This is a genomic window from Yersinia sp. 2540 StPb PI (genome assembly GCF_052217165.1).
Lineage (GTDB): Bacteria > Pseudomonadota > Gammaproteobacteria > Enterobacterales > Enterobacteriaceae > Yersinia > Yersinia enterocolitica_E.
Genome location: NZ_JAZGQC010000001.1, coordinates 2,788,565 through 2,805,247, shown reverse-complemented (window position 1 = coordinate 2,805,247; position 16,683 = coordinate 2,788,565). Strand labels below are relative to the sequence as shown.

The window sequence follows — 16,683 nt, the reverse complement described above, 5'->3', positions numbered from 1 at the left end:
AATATGTTATTACTTTTAGTTATGGATTATGGTTTAACATTATTTTATCTCGCAAACTCAATCAGTAATGATATCCACTGTGTTCATTCCATAAAACAACAGGATATCTTGCCGATGTTGATACCGACTACTTTGCTATGCTCCCGGTCCGATACCGCACTACCTACCCTTGTCACTGACTCGCTCCCGGTTTATAGCCAAACGGTGCTTACAACCTCTTTATCGTTAACCTGGGCGCGTTGCTGTCCCTAACGGAGGTCATCATGGTGCAATTTCGACAACAGGATAATGCCCATTGGTATCATGAAACTCAACGCAGCGGTAACCCGGAGATCTACGCCGCCCCCGTCACCGACGAGAGTTACAGTGCTAATAGTTGTAATGGCGATAATCTGCTGACAAATGAGAACAGCATTGAACAGGGTATCTTTTTGCTTGGCTTAGCCGACACTATTCCCGCCCGATTAGATGACCCGTTACGCCAGCATGCCGCGATTTTGTCTGCCTCAGATGCAATGTATCAGGCACTTTTCCCGCTCACTGTCGAGCTGAACCGAGACCACACATTTTCACTGTATGACCGCTTAAGTACCGCGCTGACGGTGGCACAAGTTACCGGGGTTCAACGGTTGTGCAGCCATTATGCCGCCCGCCTGACGCCACTTTCCAGCCCGGACGCATCGCGGGAAAGTAATATGCGACTGACACAGATAACCCAATATGCCCGTCAACTGGCCAGTCAGCCGACATTAATTGATAAGCATGCTTTGCAACAACTCGCTGATGTAGGTTTAACCGCTACAGATATTATCGTTTTATCGCAGATTATTGGTTTTGTTAGTTATCAAGCCAGAGTAGTGGCAGCCCTTGGTGCACTCGCTGGATATCCTACGGTAATATTGCCCGGTTTTCCGCGCATGGAAGATGCTCCCGCAGGCTTGATAGCGTCATCTGTAGCGCAATGGCAAGGTTGGTTACCCTCAGAGATCATTTCATCTGAGCCATCGTCAGATGAAACAGAGATAACCCTCAGTGAGTTGCTGCAACATCATCAACAAAGTCTGCTCGCGTACCGCACCATTATCACCCGGCAACATTATCCTCTGTTGCTGCCACCTGATTGGCTGGCATTGGTGGCGTTGGTGACTGCGCGCATCAATGGCAGTCGCTACTGTCTGGCTATCCATAAACACCAATTGCAGCAATTAACCCCTAACACCACATTGATAACGGCACTTGACGCGGGGATTGATAACGCTTTGGCGACTCAATCTGATGAGCAGATTATCCACTGGCTTATCTATGCCGCAGCCGAGCTGACTCGCGCGCCAGAACGCTTTAGTCATCAACATATCAGTCCATTGTTAGCTCTGGGTGTCAGTAATCAGCAACTGGTAAGTATCATCTTCGACATCGCCGCAGCCGGATGGACCAACCGGTTAAGACAAACGCTGGGGCAAGCTGTTTGATACTCACCCGCAATTGCGGATTGCAGTGTTTTAGTGGGTAGCCAACCACACTTTAGCGACATCAAAAAAGTGCTGGGCCAGCGGTGTAACTCGCCCTGGTTCAGCCACCACGACAGCAGCATGCCGACTCATCTTCTCAATATCCACCGGCCGCCGTTGCAGGTCGGGTGACATATCCTCAAGTAGACTGCCCTGCGGGAACAAGCCACAACCTAAACCGACAAAGATGCCTTGTAATAACTGAAAGATAGAAGTGCTTTCCAGCCGCACATGCAGCGACAGACCGGCATCACGAAAACTGTTATCCAGATAACGGCGGAAGTAACGGCTGGGTTCAGCCAGGCAGAGCGGCAGTTGTGCCACTTGGGCCAATGCCAGCGGCTCAGTCCCGATCAAATCAGGGAAATGTCCGGGGTGAAACACCAGGTCAATGCCCCCGTCAACTAGCGGTTGTACCTGAAAATGCAGCTCATTCAAGGTGGTCAATTCAAAAAAACCAATGCCCACATCGACCGAGTGACCGGTTAAAGCTTCCAGTAATTGGTCAGCACTTAACACTGAAACACGGTAATCCAGGTGGGGATAGCGTTCACTGGCACTTTTAAGTAATAGTGCCAACGAGATACTGCATTGTGGTACTACACCAATACGCAGCGTGCCGTTTAAACCATGTTTAAGGGACTCCACCTCTAACTTTAGCCCTTGATAGACAGAGACAATCTCTCTGGCCCAGGCTAATACGCGCTCACCTTCGGCGGTAAATCCTTCGAAATTATTACCCCGGTTTATCAGTGCCACCCCCAGTTCCCGCTCCAGGTTTTTCAGACGCATCGACAATGTTGGCTGGCTGACAAAGCTGGCCTCAGCCGCACGACCAAAATGGCGCTCGCGCTCCAGATTACAGAGATAGACCAGTTGCTTGATATCCATACAGATACTCAGATTGTCATGATTCTATCCAGTATACCATCGTCCCTTTGTGGCATGTTTTGCCGTGCTGGCCTTTTTCGCGCGAAAAATTTACACAGCTATCTGATCCAGATCCCATTTCATCTTTCAACTCAGGCATTTTACTGATTAACATTTGAACGAAATTTGGATAATTTCAGATTATTCACAATAACCACAATATTGAATTGTTTATTCACTCACATATGACCATATAAACCATTAACCAATCAAATAGCAGAATATATCACCAAATAAAATCAGTTCAGCTTTTAATCAAAACAAAAAATCGTCAAACAGCTAAAACATAAACGTTAATACTGCATAACATTTGTAACATGGTCGCATAGCCCTGCTTGAGATATATGTAACAGAATATTGCAAAAGCCTTGTCTCGTTGACAAAGATAGTGAACATTAACCGCCGCTAAACATCTTATAACAATGCAAAAGGATGCCGATTCGCGCATTCACTTTTGTCTCTCCCACCATTTATGGTCGGTAGTGAAAAACAGAGGTCCCCGTGTCAACAGCAAACAACAGTCAACAGCCACCCAACAGTGAGCAACCCGAAAGCATCAGTATGAATGCTTTCAAACAACCAAAAGCATTTTACCTGATCTTCTCTATCGAGCTTTGGGAGCGCTTTGGTTATTACGGCCTGCAAGGGATCATGGCCGTCTATCTGGTAAAAATGCTCGGGATGAGCGAAGCCGACTCCATCACCTTGTTCTCATCCTTCAGTGCACTGGTCTATGGCTTTGTGGCCATCGGTGGCTGGTTAGGCGATAAGGTACTCGGTGCCAAACGTGTCATCGTGCTTGGTGCATTAACGCTGGCAGTCGGTTATGCCATGATTGCCTACTCGGGCCATGACATTTTCTGGGTTTATCTGGGTATGGCGACCATTGCGGTTGGTAATGGTTTGTTCAAAGCCAACCCCTCCTCTCTGCTGTCAACATGCTATAACAAAGATGATCCGCGTTTAGACGGCGCATTCACCATGTACTACATGTCCGTCAATATCGGTTCATTCTTCTCTATGCTGGCCACCCCATGGTTAGCGGCGAAGTATGGCTGGAGCGTCGCATTCTCACTGAGCGTAGTGGGTATGTTGATCACCTTGGTAAACTTCTGGTTCTGCCGTAAATGGGTAAAAAATCAAGGTTCAAAACCTGACTTTGCACCACTACAGATTAAAAAGTTACTGATGGTATTGGTGGGTGTGGTTGCACTGGTCACGCTGTCAAGCTGGTTGCTGCATAACCAAATAGTGGCACGTTGGGCGTTGGCATTAGTATCTCTGGGCATCATCTGTATCTTTGCCAAAGAGACCTTCTCTCTGCATGGCACTGCCCGCCGCCGAATGATTGTGGCATTCTTACTGATGCTGGAAGCGGTGGTGTTCTTTGTGCTGTATAGCCAAATGCCAACGTCGCTGAACTTCTTTGCTATTCATAACGTTGAGCATTCAATCTTTGGTATTACCTTCGAACCAGAACAGTATCAGGCGCTGAACCCGTTCTGGATCATGGTAGCCAGCCCAATACTGGCGGCTATCTATAATAAGATGGGTGACCGCCTACCAATGCCACACAAGTTTGCTTTCGGTATGGTGCTCTGCTCTGCGGCCTTCCTGGTTCTACCATGGGGTGCCAGCTTCGCCAACGAACATGGTATTGTGTCCGTTAACTGGTTGATCCTGAGCTACGCATTGCAAAGTATCGGGGAACTGATGATTTCGGGCCTGGGCCTGGCGATGGTTGCGCAGTTGGTACCTCAGCGCTTGATGGGCTTCATCATGGGTTCATGGTTCCTGACGACGGCAGCAGCAGCCCTGATCGCCGGTAAAGTTGCAGCATTAACTGCGGTGCCAAGTGATATTACTGATGCCCATGCATCACTGGCAATCTATAGCCATGTATTTATGCAGATTGGTATTGTCACTGCCATTATCGCAGTATTGATGATGCTCACCGCACCAAAACTGTATCGCATGACTCTCGCACCAACAGAGAGTAATAAAGCGACCCCAGTAACCGCCGCATAATTGCCCGGCAGGATAAAGCACGCGTGCCAAGTGCTTTATCCTGCCAACTCCCACGTAAAACTCAGACAGCCTGTCGTTTGGCGAGAATAAGTCCTAAATTCAATACTTATTTATCAGACCATACCGCCAACTGATAGCCATCCGGGTCGGTAAAGTGGAAACGACGCCCGCCGGGGAAAGTAAATATCGCCAGCACAATAGAGGCTCCCGCTTCTTCCAACCGTTTTTGCGTCTGTTCAAGATCATCAGCATACAGAATGATTAACGGCCCACCGTTGGGCTGAACGTCACTCAGGGTGGTGAAGCCGCCGGTCAGTCGGCCATCGGTAAACTCACAATATCCTGGGCCATAGTCAGTAAAGCGCCAATTGAATACCTTGCCATAGAAATCCTTCGAGCGGGCAATATCACCGACGGCAAACTCTATGTTGTCAATTCGACTATCATTTCCCTGAATACCCATAAACGGCTCCTGTTTAAAAATACCTGATTAATTCACTGATTCATCTTAAACATTTACTAAGATGATGAATATCACTCGCCTTATCAATGATAACTTCGTCACATTATTTGTGCGCAAAAAATAAACTATACTGATAACAGACCGCACAGCGTTAACCCCATTTTGAGCGATATCAGAATGAAACCCGTCTGTTATTTGCGGTCAATAACCGGCAAGGAGGTGATTTATGATAAACCATGTATGGGGGCTTCTGACCCGTCCTAGTCAGGAATTGCAGCAAATTAAACGCGAGGGGGAAAGTGTCCGCCACCTGTATGCCCATCACGTCCTTTTAATGGCTGCCATTCCCGTGATTTGCGCGTTTATCGGCACCACACAAGTGGGCTGGAACTTTGGTGATGGTCAGATAATAAAACTGGCGCCCCTTACCGCACTCTATTTTGCCATTATTTTCTATGTTTTGATTTTGGCGGCGGTAGCTCTCATGGGACGAGTGATTTATTGGATGGCCCGCCGCTATGAGAGCCGGCCCAGTTGGCAAAGCTGTACCTTATTCGCCGGTTATGCCGCAACGCCCATGTTTTTAGGTGGCGTGGTTGCCCTCTACCCGATTATCTGGTTGTGCTTATTGGTTGGCATCATTGCACTCTGCTATGCAGGCTACCTGATGTATTTGGCGATCCCCACCTTCTTAAATATTGACCGACAAGAAGGTTTTATTTTCTCCGGTTCCACATTTGCCATCGGCGTGCTGGTATTAGAGTTACTCCTTGGTCTGACTGTATTGCTGTGGGGTTACGGTTCACGGCTATTATGACCTCCAAACATTCCCTTCGTTAACACCGCTCCTGATAACATGTACAGAGAGCGGTGGCTGTTACTCCGTTGGTTCTCGCTTTATTAGCTTTGACTGGGGCTAATATCAGGCTTTTATGGTGATTAATGTCGCCCAGATCGCAATCTCTTACATCCACACGCAGGATAAGGTTGTACACTGAGTAAGACTGATGCAAACAAGGCGAAAAAAATGAAAAGGCTAACATTAAAAGAAATGACCGAAAGTGAGCAACGTGACGTCAAAACGCAACTCGATAGAGCCAGAATAAATTTAGGAAGGGCTTTAACCAATTCAGAACAGAATAAAGTAAGAGAAGAAGCAATAGATAAAATCATGAACGCTCGGGAACAAGTCGCCAAGTTAACCCGCGTAGAAAGAAAAACCAAAAAAACCGCACCAAGTACTACCACTTTTAGCTGGTCCGCATCGATCAGCACTCGCCCACCACGGTAACTGATTTCCACTGCCTGATAATAACAGACAGGGATTACCTACAGCGGTGGATACTCACTGCTGTAGGACAACACTTTATTTCTGCGACTAATTTTATTTCCCGCACAATTATATTACACCGCTAGCAGCATTTTTCCCCCGCCTGCCTTAGGATTAAGGAAGCTTTTTTCTTTCAGTGATCGATTAAGGAGTTTGTGATGAAATTGTTCTATAAACCCGGTGCCTGCTCTCTGTCTCCACATATTGTATTACGTGAAGCAGGGTTAGATTTTAGTATTGAGAGTGTCGATCTGGTGGCCAAAATAACTGAAACGGGTGAAGACTATTTAAGCATCAGCCCAAAAGGACAGGTACCCGCCTTGGTACTGGATGATGGCAGCCTGCTCACTGAGGGTGTTGCTATCGTGCAATATCTGGCAGATATGGTGCCAGACCGCCACCTGATTGCCCCATCAGGGACTCTTTCCCGCTATCATGCCATTGAGTGGCTAAACTTCATTGCGACTGAATTACATAAAGGTTTCAGCCCACTGTTTAACCCGAAAACACCGGATGACTATAAAACGATCGCACGTGAGCGGCTGAATAAACAATTCAGTTATGTAGACAGCGTATTAGCACAACACGATTATCTGTTAGGCAAAAAATTCAGCGTGGCTGATGCCTATTTATTTACTGTCACTCGTTGGGCGAGTGCGCTGAAACTTGATATTACCCAGCGCAGTAATTTGGATAAATATATGGGCCGTGTAGCAGAACGCCCAGCCGTTAAAGCCGCATTAGCCGCAGAAGACGTTAAGAAATAAGTCATTTGATTAATTAGAGTGCCCCTCCATTAAGGGGCACTGTATAGCAGGGATTATAACTTGATGGCAGAGAATTTACTGACGGGATTAACAATTCCATCCTGAGCGGCGACAACCTGAAGTTCATACTCACCCATCTCCTGAGTTTTCAGCATCACTTCATATACAGCGGCAGTAACATGCTCCAGTGCCTTATCCAGGGCTTCACCTTTCAGCAAGTTCACCAGCAATAAACCACTGGTCAAATCACCCACACCGACCGGTTGGCGGGCACCAAAGTCCACCAGCGGACGACTGATATGCCATGCCTCATCGGCCGTGACTAATAACATTTCAAAGCAGTCAGCATGATAACCGGCGCGGCTTAGGTGCTTAACTAACACAACTTTTGGCCCTTGGGCGCACAGATCACGAGCAACCTTAACGGCCTGTTCGACACTTTCAACCCGCACACCACTAAGCTGCTCCAGTTCAAGCAGGTTCGGTGCAATGATATCGCTGGCAGGCAAGGCTTCTTTACAGAAGAACTCTGCCACCCCTGGGGCGACGATACAGCCCTTCTCTGGATGCCCCATGACCGGATCACAAAAATACCAGGCATTCGGATTGGCTTGTTTTACGCGTGCAACCGCAGCCAGAATATGACCGCCCTGCTCGGGTGAACCGATATAACCACTTAATACCGCATCACAATCTTTCAGCCGATCAATATCGGCAATGCCTTGTACTATTTCAGTCAAATGGCTGGCGGGCATCACACAACCGGTCCAGTGACCATATTGCGTATGGTTGGAAAACTGGACGGTATTCAGCGGCCAAACATTGACCCCCATTCGGCGCATAGGAAATTCAGCAGCACTATTACCCGCATGGCCAAAAACAACATGAGACTGAATCGAAAGTATATTTTTCATTGGAACGGCCTAAAGTTAAGGGCACCCATGCCCACTTTGTAATACAGCGCTGACCGGAATAAAACATCAGCTAACAAAACATTAGCCAAAAAATAAGGGGCATTTCGGCCCCTTATCTTATTTCATTCTTATAGCCAGCTAATCAGGCAATAATGTTTTTTGCCACGACGCAATAAGGTATAGCGCCCAAACAGGCGATCAGCATCGGTAAAGATGTATTCTGGGTCTGCCTGCTTTTCACCATTAATGGCGACAGCATTAGAACCAATCATAGTACGCGCCTGCCCACGAGAAGGGACCAACTCAGCATTAACCAATGCCTGTTGTAAATCAGCATCGCGGCCCAGTTCAATTGTCGGCATGCCATCTTGTGCCAACTGAGCAAAGTCGGCTTCGGTCATCTCATTTAAATCACCGGAGAATAAGCTCGCGGTAATACGTTTGGCGGCAGCAAGGCCTTCTGCACCATGGACCATGCCGGTGACATTTTCGGCCAGAACATACTGCGCACGTGGCGCTTTGCCGCTGTTTTTATCTTCTTCTTCCAGCGCGTTAATTTCTTCCATACTCATGAAAGTAAAGAACTTCAGGAAACGATAAACATCGGCATCTGCGGTGTTAATCCAGAACTGGTAGAATTTGTAAGGGCTGGTCTTCTTCGGATCAAGCCATACCGCACCACCTTCGGTTTTACCAAATTTAGTGCCGTCAGCTTTAGTAATTAATGGCACGGTCAGGCCATAAACTTGCTGCTGATGGAGGCGACGTGTCAAATCAATACCAGAGGTAATATTACCCCACTGATCAGAGCCGCCGATTTGCAGCGCCACACCGTGAGCTTTATTCAGGCAAGCGAAATCATAAGCTTGTAACAGGTTATAGGAAAACTCAGTAAACGAAATCCCACTGTCATCGCGATTCAGGCGTTGCTTAACCGCTTCCTTATTGATCATCTGATTAACAGAGAAGTGCTTGCCAATATCACGCAGGAAGGTCAGCACATTCATGCCACCAAACCAATCGTAGTTATTGGCCGCAATAGCACTGTTTTCACCGCAATCAAAATCGAGGAATGGCGAAACCTGACGGCGGATTTTCTCCACCCATTCGTTAACCGTATCTTCCGTATTCAGTTTGCGTTCGCTGGCCTTGAAACTTGGATCACCAATCATACCGGTAGCGCCACCGACCAGCGCCACGGGACGATGCCCAGCCAGTTGGAAACGCTTCAGGCACAACAACGGAACCAGATGACCCAAATGCAAGCTGTCTGCGGTAGGATCGAAACCGCAATACAGTGAAATTGGCCCTTGCGCCAGTCTCTCTGCTAACGCGTCTTCATCCGTAACCTGGGCAACGAGGCCCCGCTCTTGCAATTGTTTAATCAGGTTGCTGCTGGTCATCAACGACTCCATTGTTTTTCACAAAAAATTGTCTTTTACAAAAATTATCTTTTACCAGGAAAAGAGGATTTATACCCAAAGAACTTGGTGTTGCAGCCAGGCAGCAAGCAAATAAATCCCACTGAGCTTACTCAAATAAGAAATAAGCAATTCGGGTGACAAATCTGCTTGCCGTGGCCTCGCAGAGGCGAGACTCAGGGGTGGGCCGAGTAACGAACGTAAAAACACCCCTGCGGCTTCAAGTACGAAGGGTATAGAATAAAGCGCCCGTCACACGAGCGCTAGGCTTAACCACAATTATTTCATCGTTCTCAAGGAGCTAAACGGTCAATTTTCCATGCATCTGCTTGCCGTTGATAAATAAAACGGTCATGCAAGCGATGCTCACCGCCCTGCCAAAACTCCACAGAGTCAAACTTAACGCGGAATCCGCCCCAAAAACTGGGTAATGGCACGTCACCATGCTGGAATTTTTGCTTTAACTCGAGGAACTTACTTTCCAATACACCACGAGCAGAAATACGCGATGATTGTTGGGAAACCCAGGCACCAATCTGGCTATCTTTCGGGCGGGAACTGAAATACTTTAGCACTTCAAGGGTTGAAAGCCGTTCTGCGGTTCCGAGGAAAATGACTTGCCGGTCTAACATATGCCAAGGGAACAACAGACTAATATGTGGATTTTCAGCCAGTTGCTGCGCTTTGCGGCTGCCCAAATTGGTATAGAACACCATACCCTGATCATCATAATGCTTCAGCAGCACAATGCGCTGATAAGGTTGGCCATCGGCAGCTACCGTAGCCACACACATAGCTGTTGGATCAGGCAAACGCGCTTCACAGGCCTGTTTTAACCAACGTTCAAATAAGTCCAGTGGGTTTTCGGTTAAATCACTGCGACGCAAACCGCCGCGAATATATTCACGACGTAGATCTGCAACATCAAATTCATTCTTGTCAGTCATATAAGCTCTGTAACGCGCAGGAAAGCAGTGACTATTATTCTGCCCTTGCAGAGCAAGAATCACAATCACTCAGAGCAGACAACGGCCTGATTACTTGATCAAAACACAGTCATTGATAATGACTTTTCCATCACGCTCAACAAAAGCACTATTTCCTTTCGACCAGAAGCTATAGTGGCCGTCGCTATATTTAGTGCCGGAAGCTGCACGCACCTGAGGTAAGGTCAACTGTTCACCATCTAACACCAAATTGACTTTATCTTGGCGGTTGTCCTGAGCAACGGTCAGCCGGGTTGTGCCACACTGATAATGCAACGTTTCACTTTTAGGTTGAACCAGACTGCATCCTGCCAACATCAATACTGCTGTTACGCCAAATACTGAAGTTGCAACAAATAAGTGTTTCATTATGTCGTCCTCGTTGATGGAATAAGGCACCGTACCCTATGGCAGCTTAACACCCTCAGCGTGACGATACAGGATAGACTGCTCCTAAAATGGTTTCGCAACTGGCTCCGGTCACCGATGGCAAATTACCCGATTTACCGGACAACGTCCGAAATGCCAGCCAGGCAAACGCCAGAGCCTCCATATCGTCGCCACTCACACCAAAATTGTCAGTTACGCACACCTCCGTCCCCGGTAACAAGGTTGACATCCGTGACATCAGCAACGGGTTACGCGCCCCGCCGCCACACACCAACAGCCGCTCACAGCCCCCTGCCAACTGCACCTGCTCGGCGATTGATAGCGCAGTTAACTCTGCCAACGTTGCTTGAATATCTTCCGGTTTCAGCCCCGGCACCTTCGCCAATTGCTTATCCAACCACCCGGCATTGAAATATTCGCGCCCGGTACTTTTTGGGGCAGGTTTGGCAAAATAGGGATCACTGAACATCAGCTCAAGCAGCGGTTGATTAACTTGCCCCGACAGTGCCCAGCACGCATCTTTATCATAGGGTAAGGCACGATTACGCCAGATCCAGGCATCCATCAACATATTGCCAGGCCCGGTATCAAACCCCCGCACCGGCAAATCGGGTAATAGCATAGATAAATTAGCAATACCGCCAATGTTCAGTATCATGCGCCGCTCGGTGGCATGGGCTAGTAAAGCATGGTGGAAAGCGGGCACCAAAGGTGCACCTTGCCCGCCATAAGCCATATCACGGCGGCGGAAATCCCCAACAGTAGCAATGTTTGTCAACGCTGCAATACGATTATTATCACCTAATTGTATTGTAAACGCCGGTTCACCGAGCGGTTCATGCCACACCGTTTGCCCATGACAGCCAATGGCGGTAATGTCCTGTGCGCTAAGGCCTTCTTTTGCCAGTAAGCCCTGCACCGCTTGCGCAAACAAGATACCCAGTTGGGCATCAAGCTTACCCACTGCGGACAAGGTCGTAGACTGGCCCTGACACATGCCGAGGATATCTTTTTTCAGCTGTAGCGGCATTGGATGACTATAGCTGGCCTGCTGGGCTACCATACGCTCATCAATGGCAGCTAACACCACATCAATCCCATCCAGACTGGTTCCTGACATCACTCCAATAAAACGGCCTGATTTCATAGCAATGACCTTATTCCCTCATTCAGGGACAAAATAGCAATAAGACTTTCCACAAGCCAAGTCAGAATAATAAAATTAACACCCTGAAAAGATATACTTTTTAAAGTGTATACCGCTATAGGAGCCTGTCCTAAACGCTACTTTTTATTTGTAGGAAAGGTCACATAAAAGTCACTCTTACTGACATTTTCATTTATCGCAGTGATATTTCTTACTTTAAGAAAGTTAAACTGCCGTTTAATATTCGTTGAAGTATAAACCGCTAAGCTGCGTACCCATCGATGGTGGTCGAAAAATTAAGCAGAAAGTTAAAATAAGTAAGTAGTGAAATAAACATTTGGGTAAGCCATACTTTGTGCAAATATCGGCCTTGTGCAAATACTGGGCCATCAATGGACTGGATTTGGATATCCCTGGCATACTGAACCGTAATACGGTTGTGCATTTTTAATAGGAGTTTTTATGATCAAGCCACTAATCGCCGTTGCTATCGCTGCGGTTACTCTGACCGGTTGTGCCAATAATAGCACCCTGTCCGGTGATGTCTTCAGCGCATCCGAAGCCCGACAAGTACAAACTGTGACTTACGGTACCCTACTATCCGTACGCCCAGTCACTATTCAGGGTGGCGATGAAAACAATGTCATGGGTGCCATTGGCGGTGCAGTCCTGGGTGGTTTCCTTGGTAATACTGTTGGTGGTGGCACTGGTCGTAGCCTGGCAACTGCAGCAGGTGCTGTTGCGGGTGGTATGGCAGGGCAAGGTGTTCAGGGCGCAATGAACCGCACCGACGGCGTGCAACTTGAAGTCCGTAAAGATGACGGCACAACCATTCTGGTGGTGCAAAAACAAGGCCCAACTCGCTTTAGCGTCGGTCAGCGCGTGATGCTAGCGAGCAGTGGTAGCACCGTTACCGTTAGCCCACGCTAATAACTCTGCTATTACTGTCTTCAGGTAAAAGCCAGAGTTCGTAATGAACTCTGGCTTGTTTTACTAAAATATTTCTTTCTGCTGTGAATAGAGTCGTAAATCTTTATTATTACTTGCTTTGTAATTGGTTAATATTGCTCTCAAGCTTATTAATCAGACCAGATAGCAATTCAATCTCATCTGTTGAAATCCCCCCAAGAATTTCTTTACGGGTGGAACATATGACTCCATCAACCGTATCTATTATCGGTGAAGACTGCTCCGTCAGTTTTATCCTCTTCGCACGACGATCATTTGCGCAGGTATGCCGTGTGATTAAACCTTTCTCCTCCAGTTGATCTAAGGTTCTAACCAGTGATGGTTGTTCGATACCAATCGCTTTTGCCAGTTGAATTTGTGACTGTTCAGGCGGTAAACGATTAATGTTATGCAAGGTAACCCAATGCGTTTGAGTTAACTCCAGCGGCTTCAACCGATGGTCGATAAGCGCGCGCCAAGCGCGAACTAATCGTGCTAAATCAGATCCTAATGTCGATTCCAATTGCCCCTCCTTTTAATTAGCGTGCTAGCATAACTCCCAGAGTCCCGTCTATTTTGGGTAATTAACATTAAAAACACAAATGTATATATACCGTCGATGCTAGGGTAATAGCAATAAATACGGCGAATCCTTTAGAAAAAATGATGTTTTGGCTAAAAATACCTATTAAGGATTAACCTTATGTATGTATCAGTGTTACCCATAAACGCACCTCTTACAGACTTGGTTATAGGTGCCTCAATCTATTTCCCGCCGATGTTTAAGGCGGTTATGCTAGGTTTGGTGTTTTGGCTATTGATCCATCATGTCCTACGGAATTGGATCTACTCTGGTGACATCTGGCATCCAATATTAATGGATCTGTCAATTTTTGTCATTGCGGTCAGCGTTTCTTTATGGATATTAGCCAGTTGGTAAATTGATATGAATCATCAGTCTCTTAAATATTTCTCCTCTGTCATTGTCTTCGCTCTCGCACTTTGTGCGGGTTGGTGGATGTGGAACTACTACATGCAATCACCCTGGACTCGCGATGGTAAAGTCCGGGCTGAATTGGTCAGCATCACCCCGGAAGTGTCGGGCCGACTGGTTAAAATAGTAGTTCATGATAACCAGTTGGTAAGCTCGGGTAGCTTATTATTTGTGATTGACCCACAACCCTACCAACTGGCACTGGATAACGCGCAAGCCGCTTTAGTGAAGGCGCAAGCTGACCTGGCTAAAGCGAATCATGAAGCAGAACGTCGGCGAAATTTACCGAAAAACATCATTTCTGGTGAAGATCTCGACATTGCCAACTTAACCGCCGATAGCATGAAAGCGGCCTACCAGGGCGCGGTGGCGAATGTCGAACAAGCGAAATGGAATCTCAGCAAAACCCGTATTTATGCGCCGACCGATGGTTATATAACCAACTTGCAAACACGGGTGGGTAACTATGCTACCGCCGGCATACCATTAGTCGCGCTAATCGATACCAATTCATTCTATGTGATGGGCTATTTCGAAGAAACCAAGTTGAAACATATTAGAGAAGGTAATAAAGCCAAGATTGTTTTGTATAATGGCAACATTCCTTTACGCGGCGTAGTCGAAAGTATTGGTCGTGCTATTTATGACCAAAGTGTTGATAGCAGCGGTGACTTATTGGTAGATGTAAAACCTAATGTTCCTTGGGTACGGCTGGCCCAACGGGTTCCGGTAAGAATCAAACTGCTGGATGTCCCAGCCGATGTCACCCTTATTGCGGGCACCACCTGCACTATTTCACTGGTTGACTAAACGATGCGTATCTCCTTCCCCCTGTGGCACCAGACCCCATGGGGTAAAGCCAATGCCGGTCAGTGGCGTTATGCATTGCGTAATTCATTGGCAATGTGCTTATCACTGTGGATTGCCTTTGCGCTGAATTTAGATGAGCCTTACTGGGCAATGACCTCCGCTGCAGTGGTGAGTTTCCCCACCGTCGGCGGGGTCATCAGCAAAAGTATTGGTCGCATCATCGGCAGCTTACTGGGGGCGGCCGCATCCGTGGTAATTGCCGGCCATTGCCTGAATGATCCCTGGCTGTTTACCTTTGCAATTGCAGCCTGGATTGCCCTTTGTACTTTTGTCTCCAATCACTATCAAAATAATGTTTCTTATGCGTTTGCGTTAGCCGGTTATACCACCGCAATTATTGCCTTTTCTACGGTCAACACCGCTGGCACCCAGCAAATTTTTGATATCGCGCAAGCCCGAGTGTGTGAAGTGATTACCGGTATTCTTTGTGGTGGCCTGATGATGATGCTGATGCCGAGCACCTCCGACGGCGAAGCATTACTGACCTCACTGCGCCGCATGCAATCTCGCTTACTGGAACATGCCGAGTTATTGTGGCAAACCGATCATAACCCCCAGCTACGTGCCTCACATGAAGGGGTAATTGGCCAGATTCTGACCATGAATGTACTGCGGATCCAGGCCTTTTGGAGCCATTACCGCTTGCGGCGGCAAAATAACGTCTTGAATTTTATTTTGCATCGTCAATTACGTATAACCAGTGTAATTACCAGTTTACGGCGCATGTTGCTTAACTGGCCAACGCCACCGGAGAACCTGACACCAGTGCTGTCACAGTTGCTACAAACACTACAGCGACCCGATTGCGATAAATATCAGTTGGCCAAAATACTGCAACAAATCGCCCCGCATGATGAGTTCGACTATCGACACCGCGCCTTCTGGTTACGATTACAGCATTTTTGTTGGTTATATTTGCAAGTGAATCGTTGGCTGACACAGTTGGATAAAGAATCGGCCAGCGACCTGCCACAACCGCCACCAGTAACCGCGCTGGCTCGCCATACCGATACTTATGAGGCCGCCTATAACGGGCTGCGAACCTTCGTGTGTATTGTTATTGGTTGTGCATTTTGGATAAATACGCAGTGGAGTTCGGGCAGTGCTGCACTGGCATTGGCCGCGGTAAGTTGCGTGCTCTACTCCGCAACCCCGTCGCCAACCGACAGTATTGCTACACTATTGAAAGCCATTGTTCTGCTTTCTATCGGCTGCTTTATTCTTAAGTTTGGTGTGATGGTACAGATTGATGATTTCTGGCAATTTGCTGCCGTACTGTTCCCCATTTTAATCACCATGCAGATGATGAAACTACAGCATCCGGCCTATGCTTCATTGTGGGGACAATTGATTGTCTTTATGGGTTCTTTCCTAAGTGTAACCAACCCGCCGAGCTATGATTATCAAGAGTTCCTTAATGATAATATTGGTAAATTAGTCGGCGTAATGTTAGCAGGTGTTGCTTTTCAGCTATTGCGCCCCAGTTCTGATAAACGCAAAAGTCGACGTATCATTCGGATGCTCCGCCGCGATTTCATTGATCAGATCAGTAGCCATCCACAACAGAGCCAGAATCAATTCGAATCACTGATTTACCATCGAATTAACCAACTCAATCTCAGTAAAGATCAGTCAGCTCGCCTGTGGCTGCTGCGTTGGGGGATGGTATTGCTCAATTGTAGCCATGTGGTCTGGCAATTACGTGATTGGCAAACCACCTCTGCACCCTTGTCAGCAGTACGGGACGTTTGTATTCACTGCCTGAAGGGGTGTATGACCGAAAAAGGTGTGCAACCCAGTTCGTTACTCGCAACATTGCAGGAGTTACAACGAATGAGTGCTATTTTGGCTCAATACCCCGATGCCTCTGGGCGGGAACTGGCGGGGCTGATTTGGCGATTATATTGCTCACTGACACAACTGCAACTGGCCCCTCCTGCCGAGGAAAACAAAACTGCGCCAGCCTGAGGCTTACTGGCGCAGAAAA

Annotated in this window: 17 protein-coding genes; 9 read left to right on the top strand and 8 right to left on the bottom strand. The window is 47.4% G+C overall.

Features of this window, described 5'->3' with window-relative positions:
- The first annotated feature begins 263 nt into the window (after positions 1 to 263).
- Positions 264 to 1,469 (top strand): CMD domain-containing protein, encoded by a 1,206-nt coding sequence (locus V1956_RS12825; RefSeq protein WP_442825189.1) that lies wholly within the window; start codon positions 264 to 266, stop codon positions 1,467 to 1,469.
- Between the two features lie 30 nt (positions 1,470 to 1,499).
- On the opposite strand, the gene V1956_RS12820 is transcribed toward V1956_RS12825, so the two are convergent.
- Positions 1,500 to 2,399: a LysR family transcriptional regulator gene (locus V1956_RS12820; protein WP_442825188.1), complete on the bottom strand. Its 900-nt coding sequence runs from the start codon at positions 2,397 to 2,399 to the stop codon at positions 1,500 to 1,502.
- A gap of 540 nt (positions 2,400 to 2,939) precedes the next feature.
- Between V1956_RS12820 and dtpA the strand changes: the two genes are divergently transcribed.
- Entirely contained in the window at positions 2,940 to 4,466 is a 1,527-nt protein-coding gene (gene dtpA, locus V1956_RS12815; protein WP_372569223.1) for a dipeptide/tripeptide permease DtpA, read from the top strand.
- Between the two features lie 106 nt (positions 4,467 to 4,572).
- Here the strand turns inward: dtpA and V1956_RS12810 are convergent, their stop codons facing one another.
- Positions 4,573 to 4,929: a VOC family protein gene (locus V1956_RS12810; RefSeq protein WP_083158757.1), complete on the bottom strand. Its 357-nt coding sequence runs from the start codon at positions 4,927 to 4,929 to the stop codon at positions 4,573 to 4,575.
- 226 nt (positions 4,930 to 5,155) lie between these two features.
- On the opposite strand from V1956_RS12810, the gene V1956_RS12805 reads away from it, so the two are divergent.
- From V1956_RS12805 to gstA, 3 genes are all read left to right on the top strand, one after another.
- Positions 5,156 to 5,746: a Yip1 family protein gene (locus V1956_RS12805; RefSeq protein ID WP_420071514.1), complete on the top strand. Its 591-nt coding sequence runs from the start codon at positions 5,156 to 5,158 to the stop codon at positions 5,744 to 5,746.
- A 210-nt stretch (positions 5,747 to 5,956) separates the two neighbouring features.
- Positions 5,957 to 6,220 carry a DUF3811 domain-containing protein gene (locus V1956_RS12800; protein WP_005184457.1) on the top strand — a complete coding sequence of 88 codons (264 nt, stop codon included), beginning with the start codon at positions 5,957 to 5,959 and terminating at the stop codon, positions 6,218 to 6,220.
- Between the two features lie 197 nt (positions 6,221 to 6,417).
- Complete coding sequence (gene gstA / locus V1956_RS12795; protein ID WP_083158755.1) at positions 6,418 to 7,026, top strand: glutathione transferase GstA; 609 nt, start codon at positions 6,418 to 6,420, stop codon at positions 7,024 to 7,026.
- A gap of 53 nt (positions 7,027 to 7,079) precedes the next feature.
- Here gstA and pdxY read toward each other — a convergent pair whose 3' ends face one another.
- From pdxY to anmK, 5 genes are all read right to left on the bottom strand, one after another.
- On the bottom strand, positions 7,080 to 7,940 hold the full coding sequence (gene pdxY / locus V1956_RS12790) for a pyridoxal kinase PdxY (protein ID WP_372559105.1): 861 nt from the start codon (positions 7,938 to 7,940) through the stop codon (positions 7,080 to 7,082).
- A 128-nt stretch (positions 7,941 to 8,068) separates the two neighbouring features.
- Positions 8,069 to 9,343, bottom strand: a complete 1,275-nt coding sequence (tyrS, locus tag V1956_RS12785; protein WP_372559106.1) for a tyrosine--tRNA ligase — start codon at positions 9,341 to 9,343, stop codon at positions 8,069 to 8,071.
- 311 nt (positions 9,344 to 9,654) lie between these two features.
- Positions 9,655 to 10,308 carry a pyridoxamine 5'-phosphate oxidase gene (gene pdxH, locus V1956_RS12780; protein WP_372559107.1) on the bottom strand — a complete coding sequence of 218 codons (654 nt, stop codon included), beginning with the start codon at positions 10,306 to 10,308 and terminating at the stop codon, positions 9,655 to 9,657.
- A 90-nt stretch (positions 10,309 to 10,398) separates the two neighbouring features.
- Complete coding sequence (locus V1956_RS12775) at positions 10,399 to 10,716, bottom strand: MliC family protein (protein ID WP_372559108.1); 318 nt, start codon at positions 10,714 to 10,716, stop codon at positions 10,399 to 10,401.
- Positions 10,717 to 10,771: 55 nt separating this feature from the next.
- Entirely contained in the window at positions 10,772 to 11,884 is a 1,113-nt protein-coding gene (gene anmK / locus V1956_RS12770) for an anhydro-N-acetylmuramic acid kinase (RefSeq protein WP_083158750.1), read from the bottom strand.
- Positions 11,885 to 12,346: 462 nt separating this feature from the next.
- Between anmK and V1956_RS12765 the strand changes: the two genes are divergently transcribed.
- Complete coding sequence (locus V1956_RS12765) at positions 12,347 to 12,814, top strand: glycine zipper 2TM domain-containing protein (protein WP_083158749.1); 468 nt, start codon at positions 12,347 to 12,349, stop codon at positions 12,812 to 12,814.
- A gap of 109 nt (positions 12,815 to 12,923) precedes the next feature.
- Here V1956_RS12765 and slyA read toward each other — a convergent pair whose 3' ends face one another.
- Positions 12,924 to 13,355: a transcriptional regulator SlyA gene (gene slyA, locus V1956_RS12760; protein ID WP_083158748.1), complete on the bottom strand. Its 432-nt coding sequence runs from the start codon at positions 13,353 to 13,355 to the stop codon at positions 12,924 to 12,926.
- A gap of 180 nt (positions 13,356 to 13,535) precedes the next feature.
- Here slyA and V1956_RS12755 point away from each other — a divergent pair, with 180 nt between their 5' ends.
- From V1956_RS12755 to V1956_RS12745, 3 genes are read left to right on the top strand one after another with little or no spacing between them, the layout of a single operon-like run.
- Positions 13,536 to 13,772, top strand: coding sequence for a DUF1656 domain-containing protein (locus V1956_RS12755; RefSeq protein ID WP_083158747.1), 237 nt, complete (start codon positions 13,536 to 13,538; stop codon positions 13,770 to 13,772).
- A gap of 6 nt (positions 13,773 to 13,778) precedes the next feature.
- Positions 13,779 to 14,636 (top strand): efflux RND transporter periplasmic adaptor subunit, encoded by an 858-nt coding sequence (locus V1956_RS12750; RefSeq protein WP_372559109.1) that lies wholly within the window; start codon positions 13,779 to 13,781, stop codon positions 14,634 to 14,636.
- Between the two features lie 3 nt (positions 14,637 to 14,639).
- The gene (locus tag V1956_RS12745) at positions 14,640 to 16,664 is read left to right on the top strand and encodes an FUSC family protein (protein WP_420074711.1); all 2,025 of its coding nucleotides are present in this window, start codon (positions 14,640 to 14,642) and stop codon (positions 16,662 to 16,664) included.
- Positions 16,665 to 16,683: the final 19 nt, after the last annotated feature.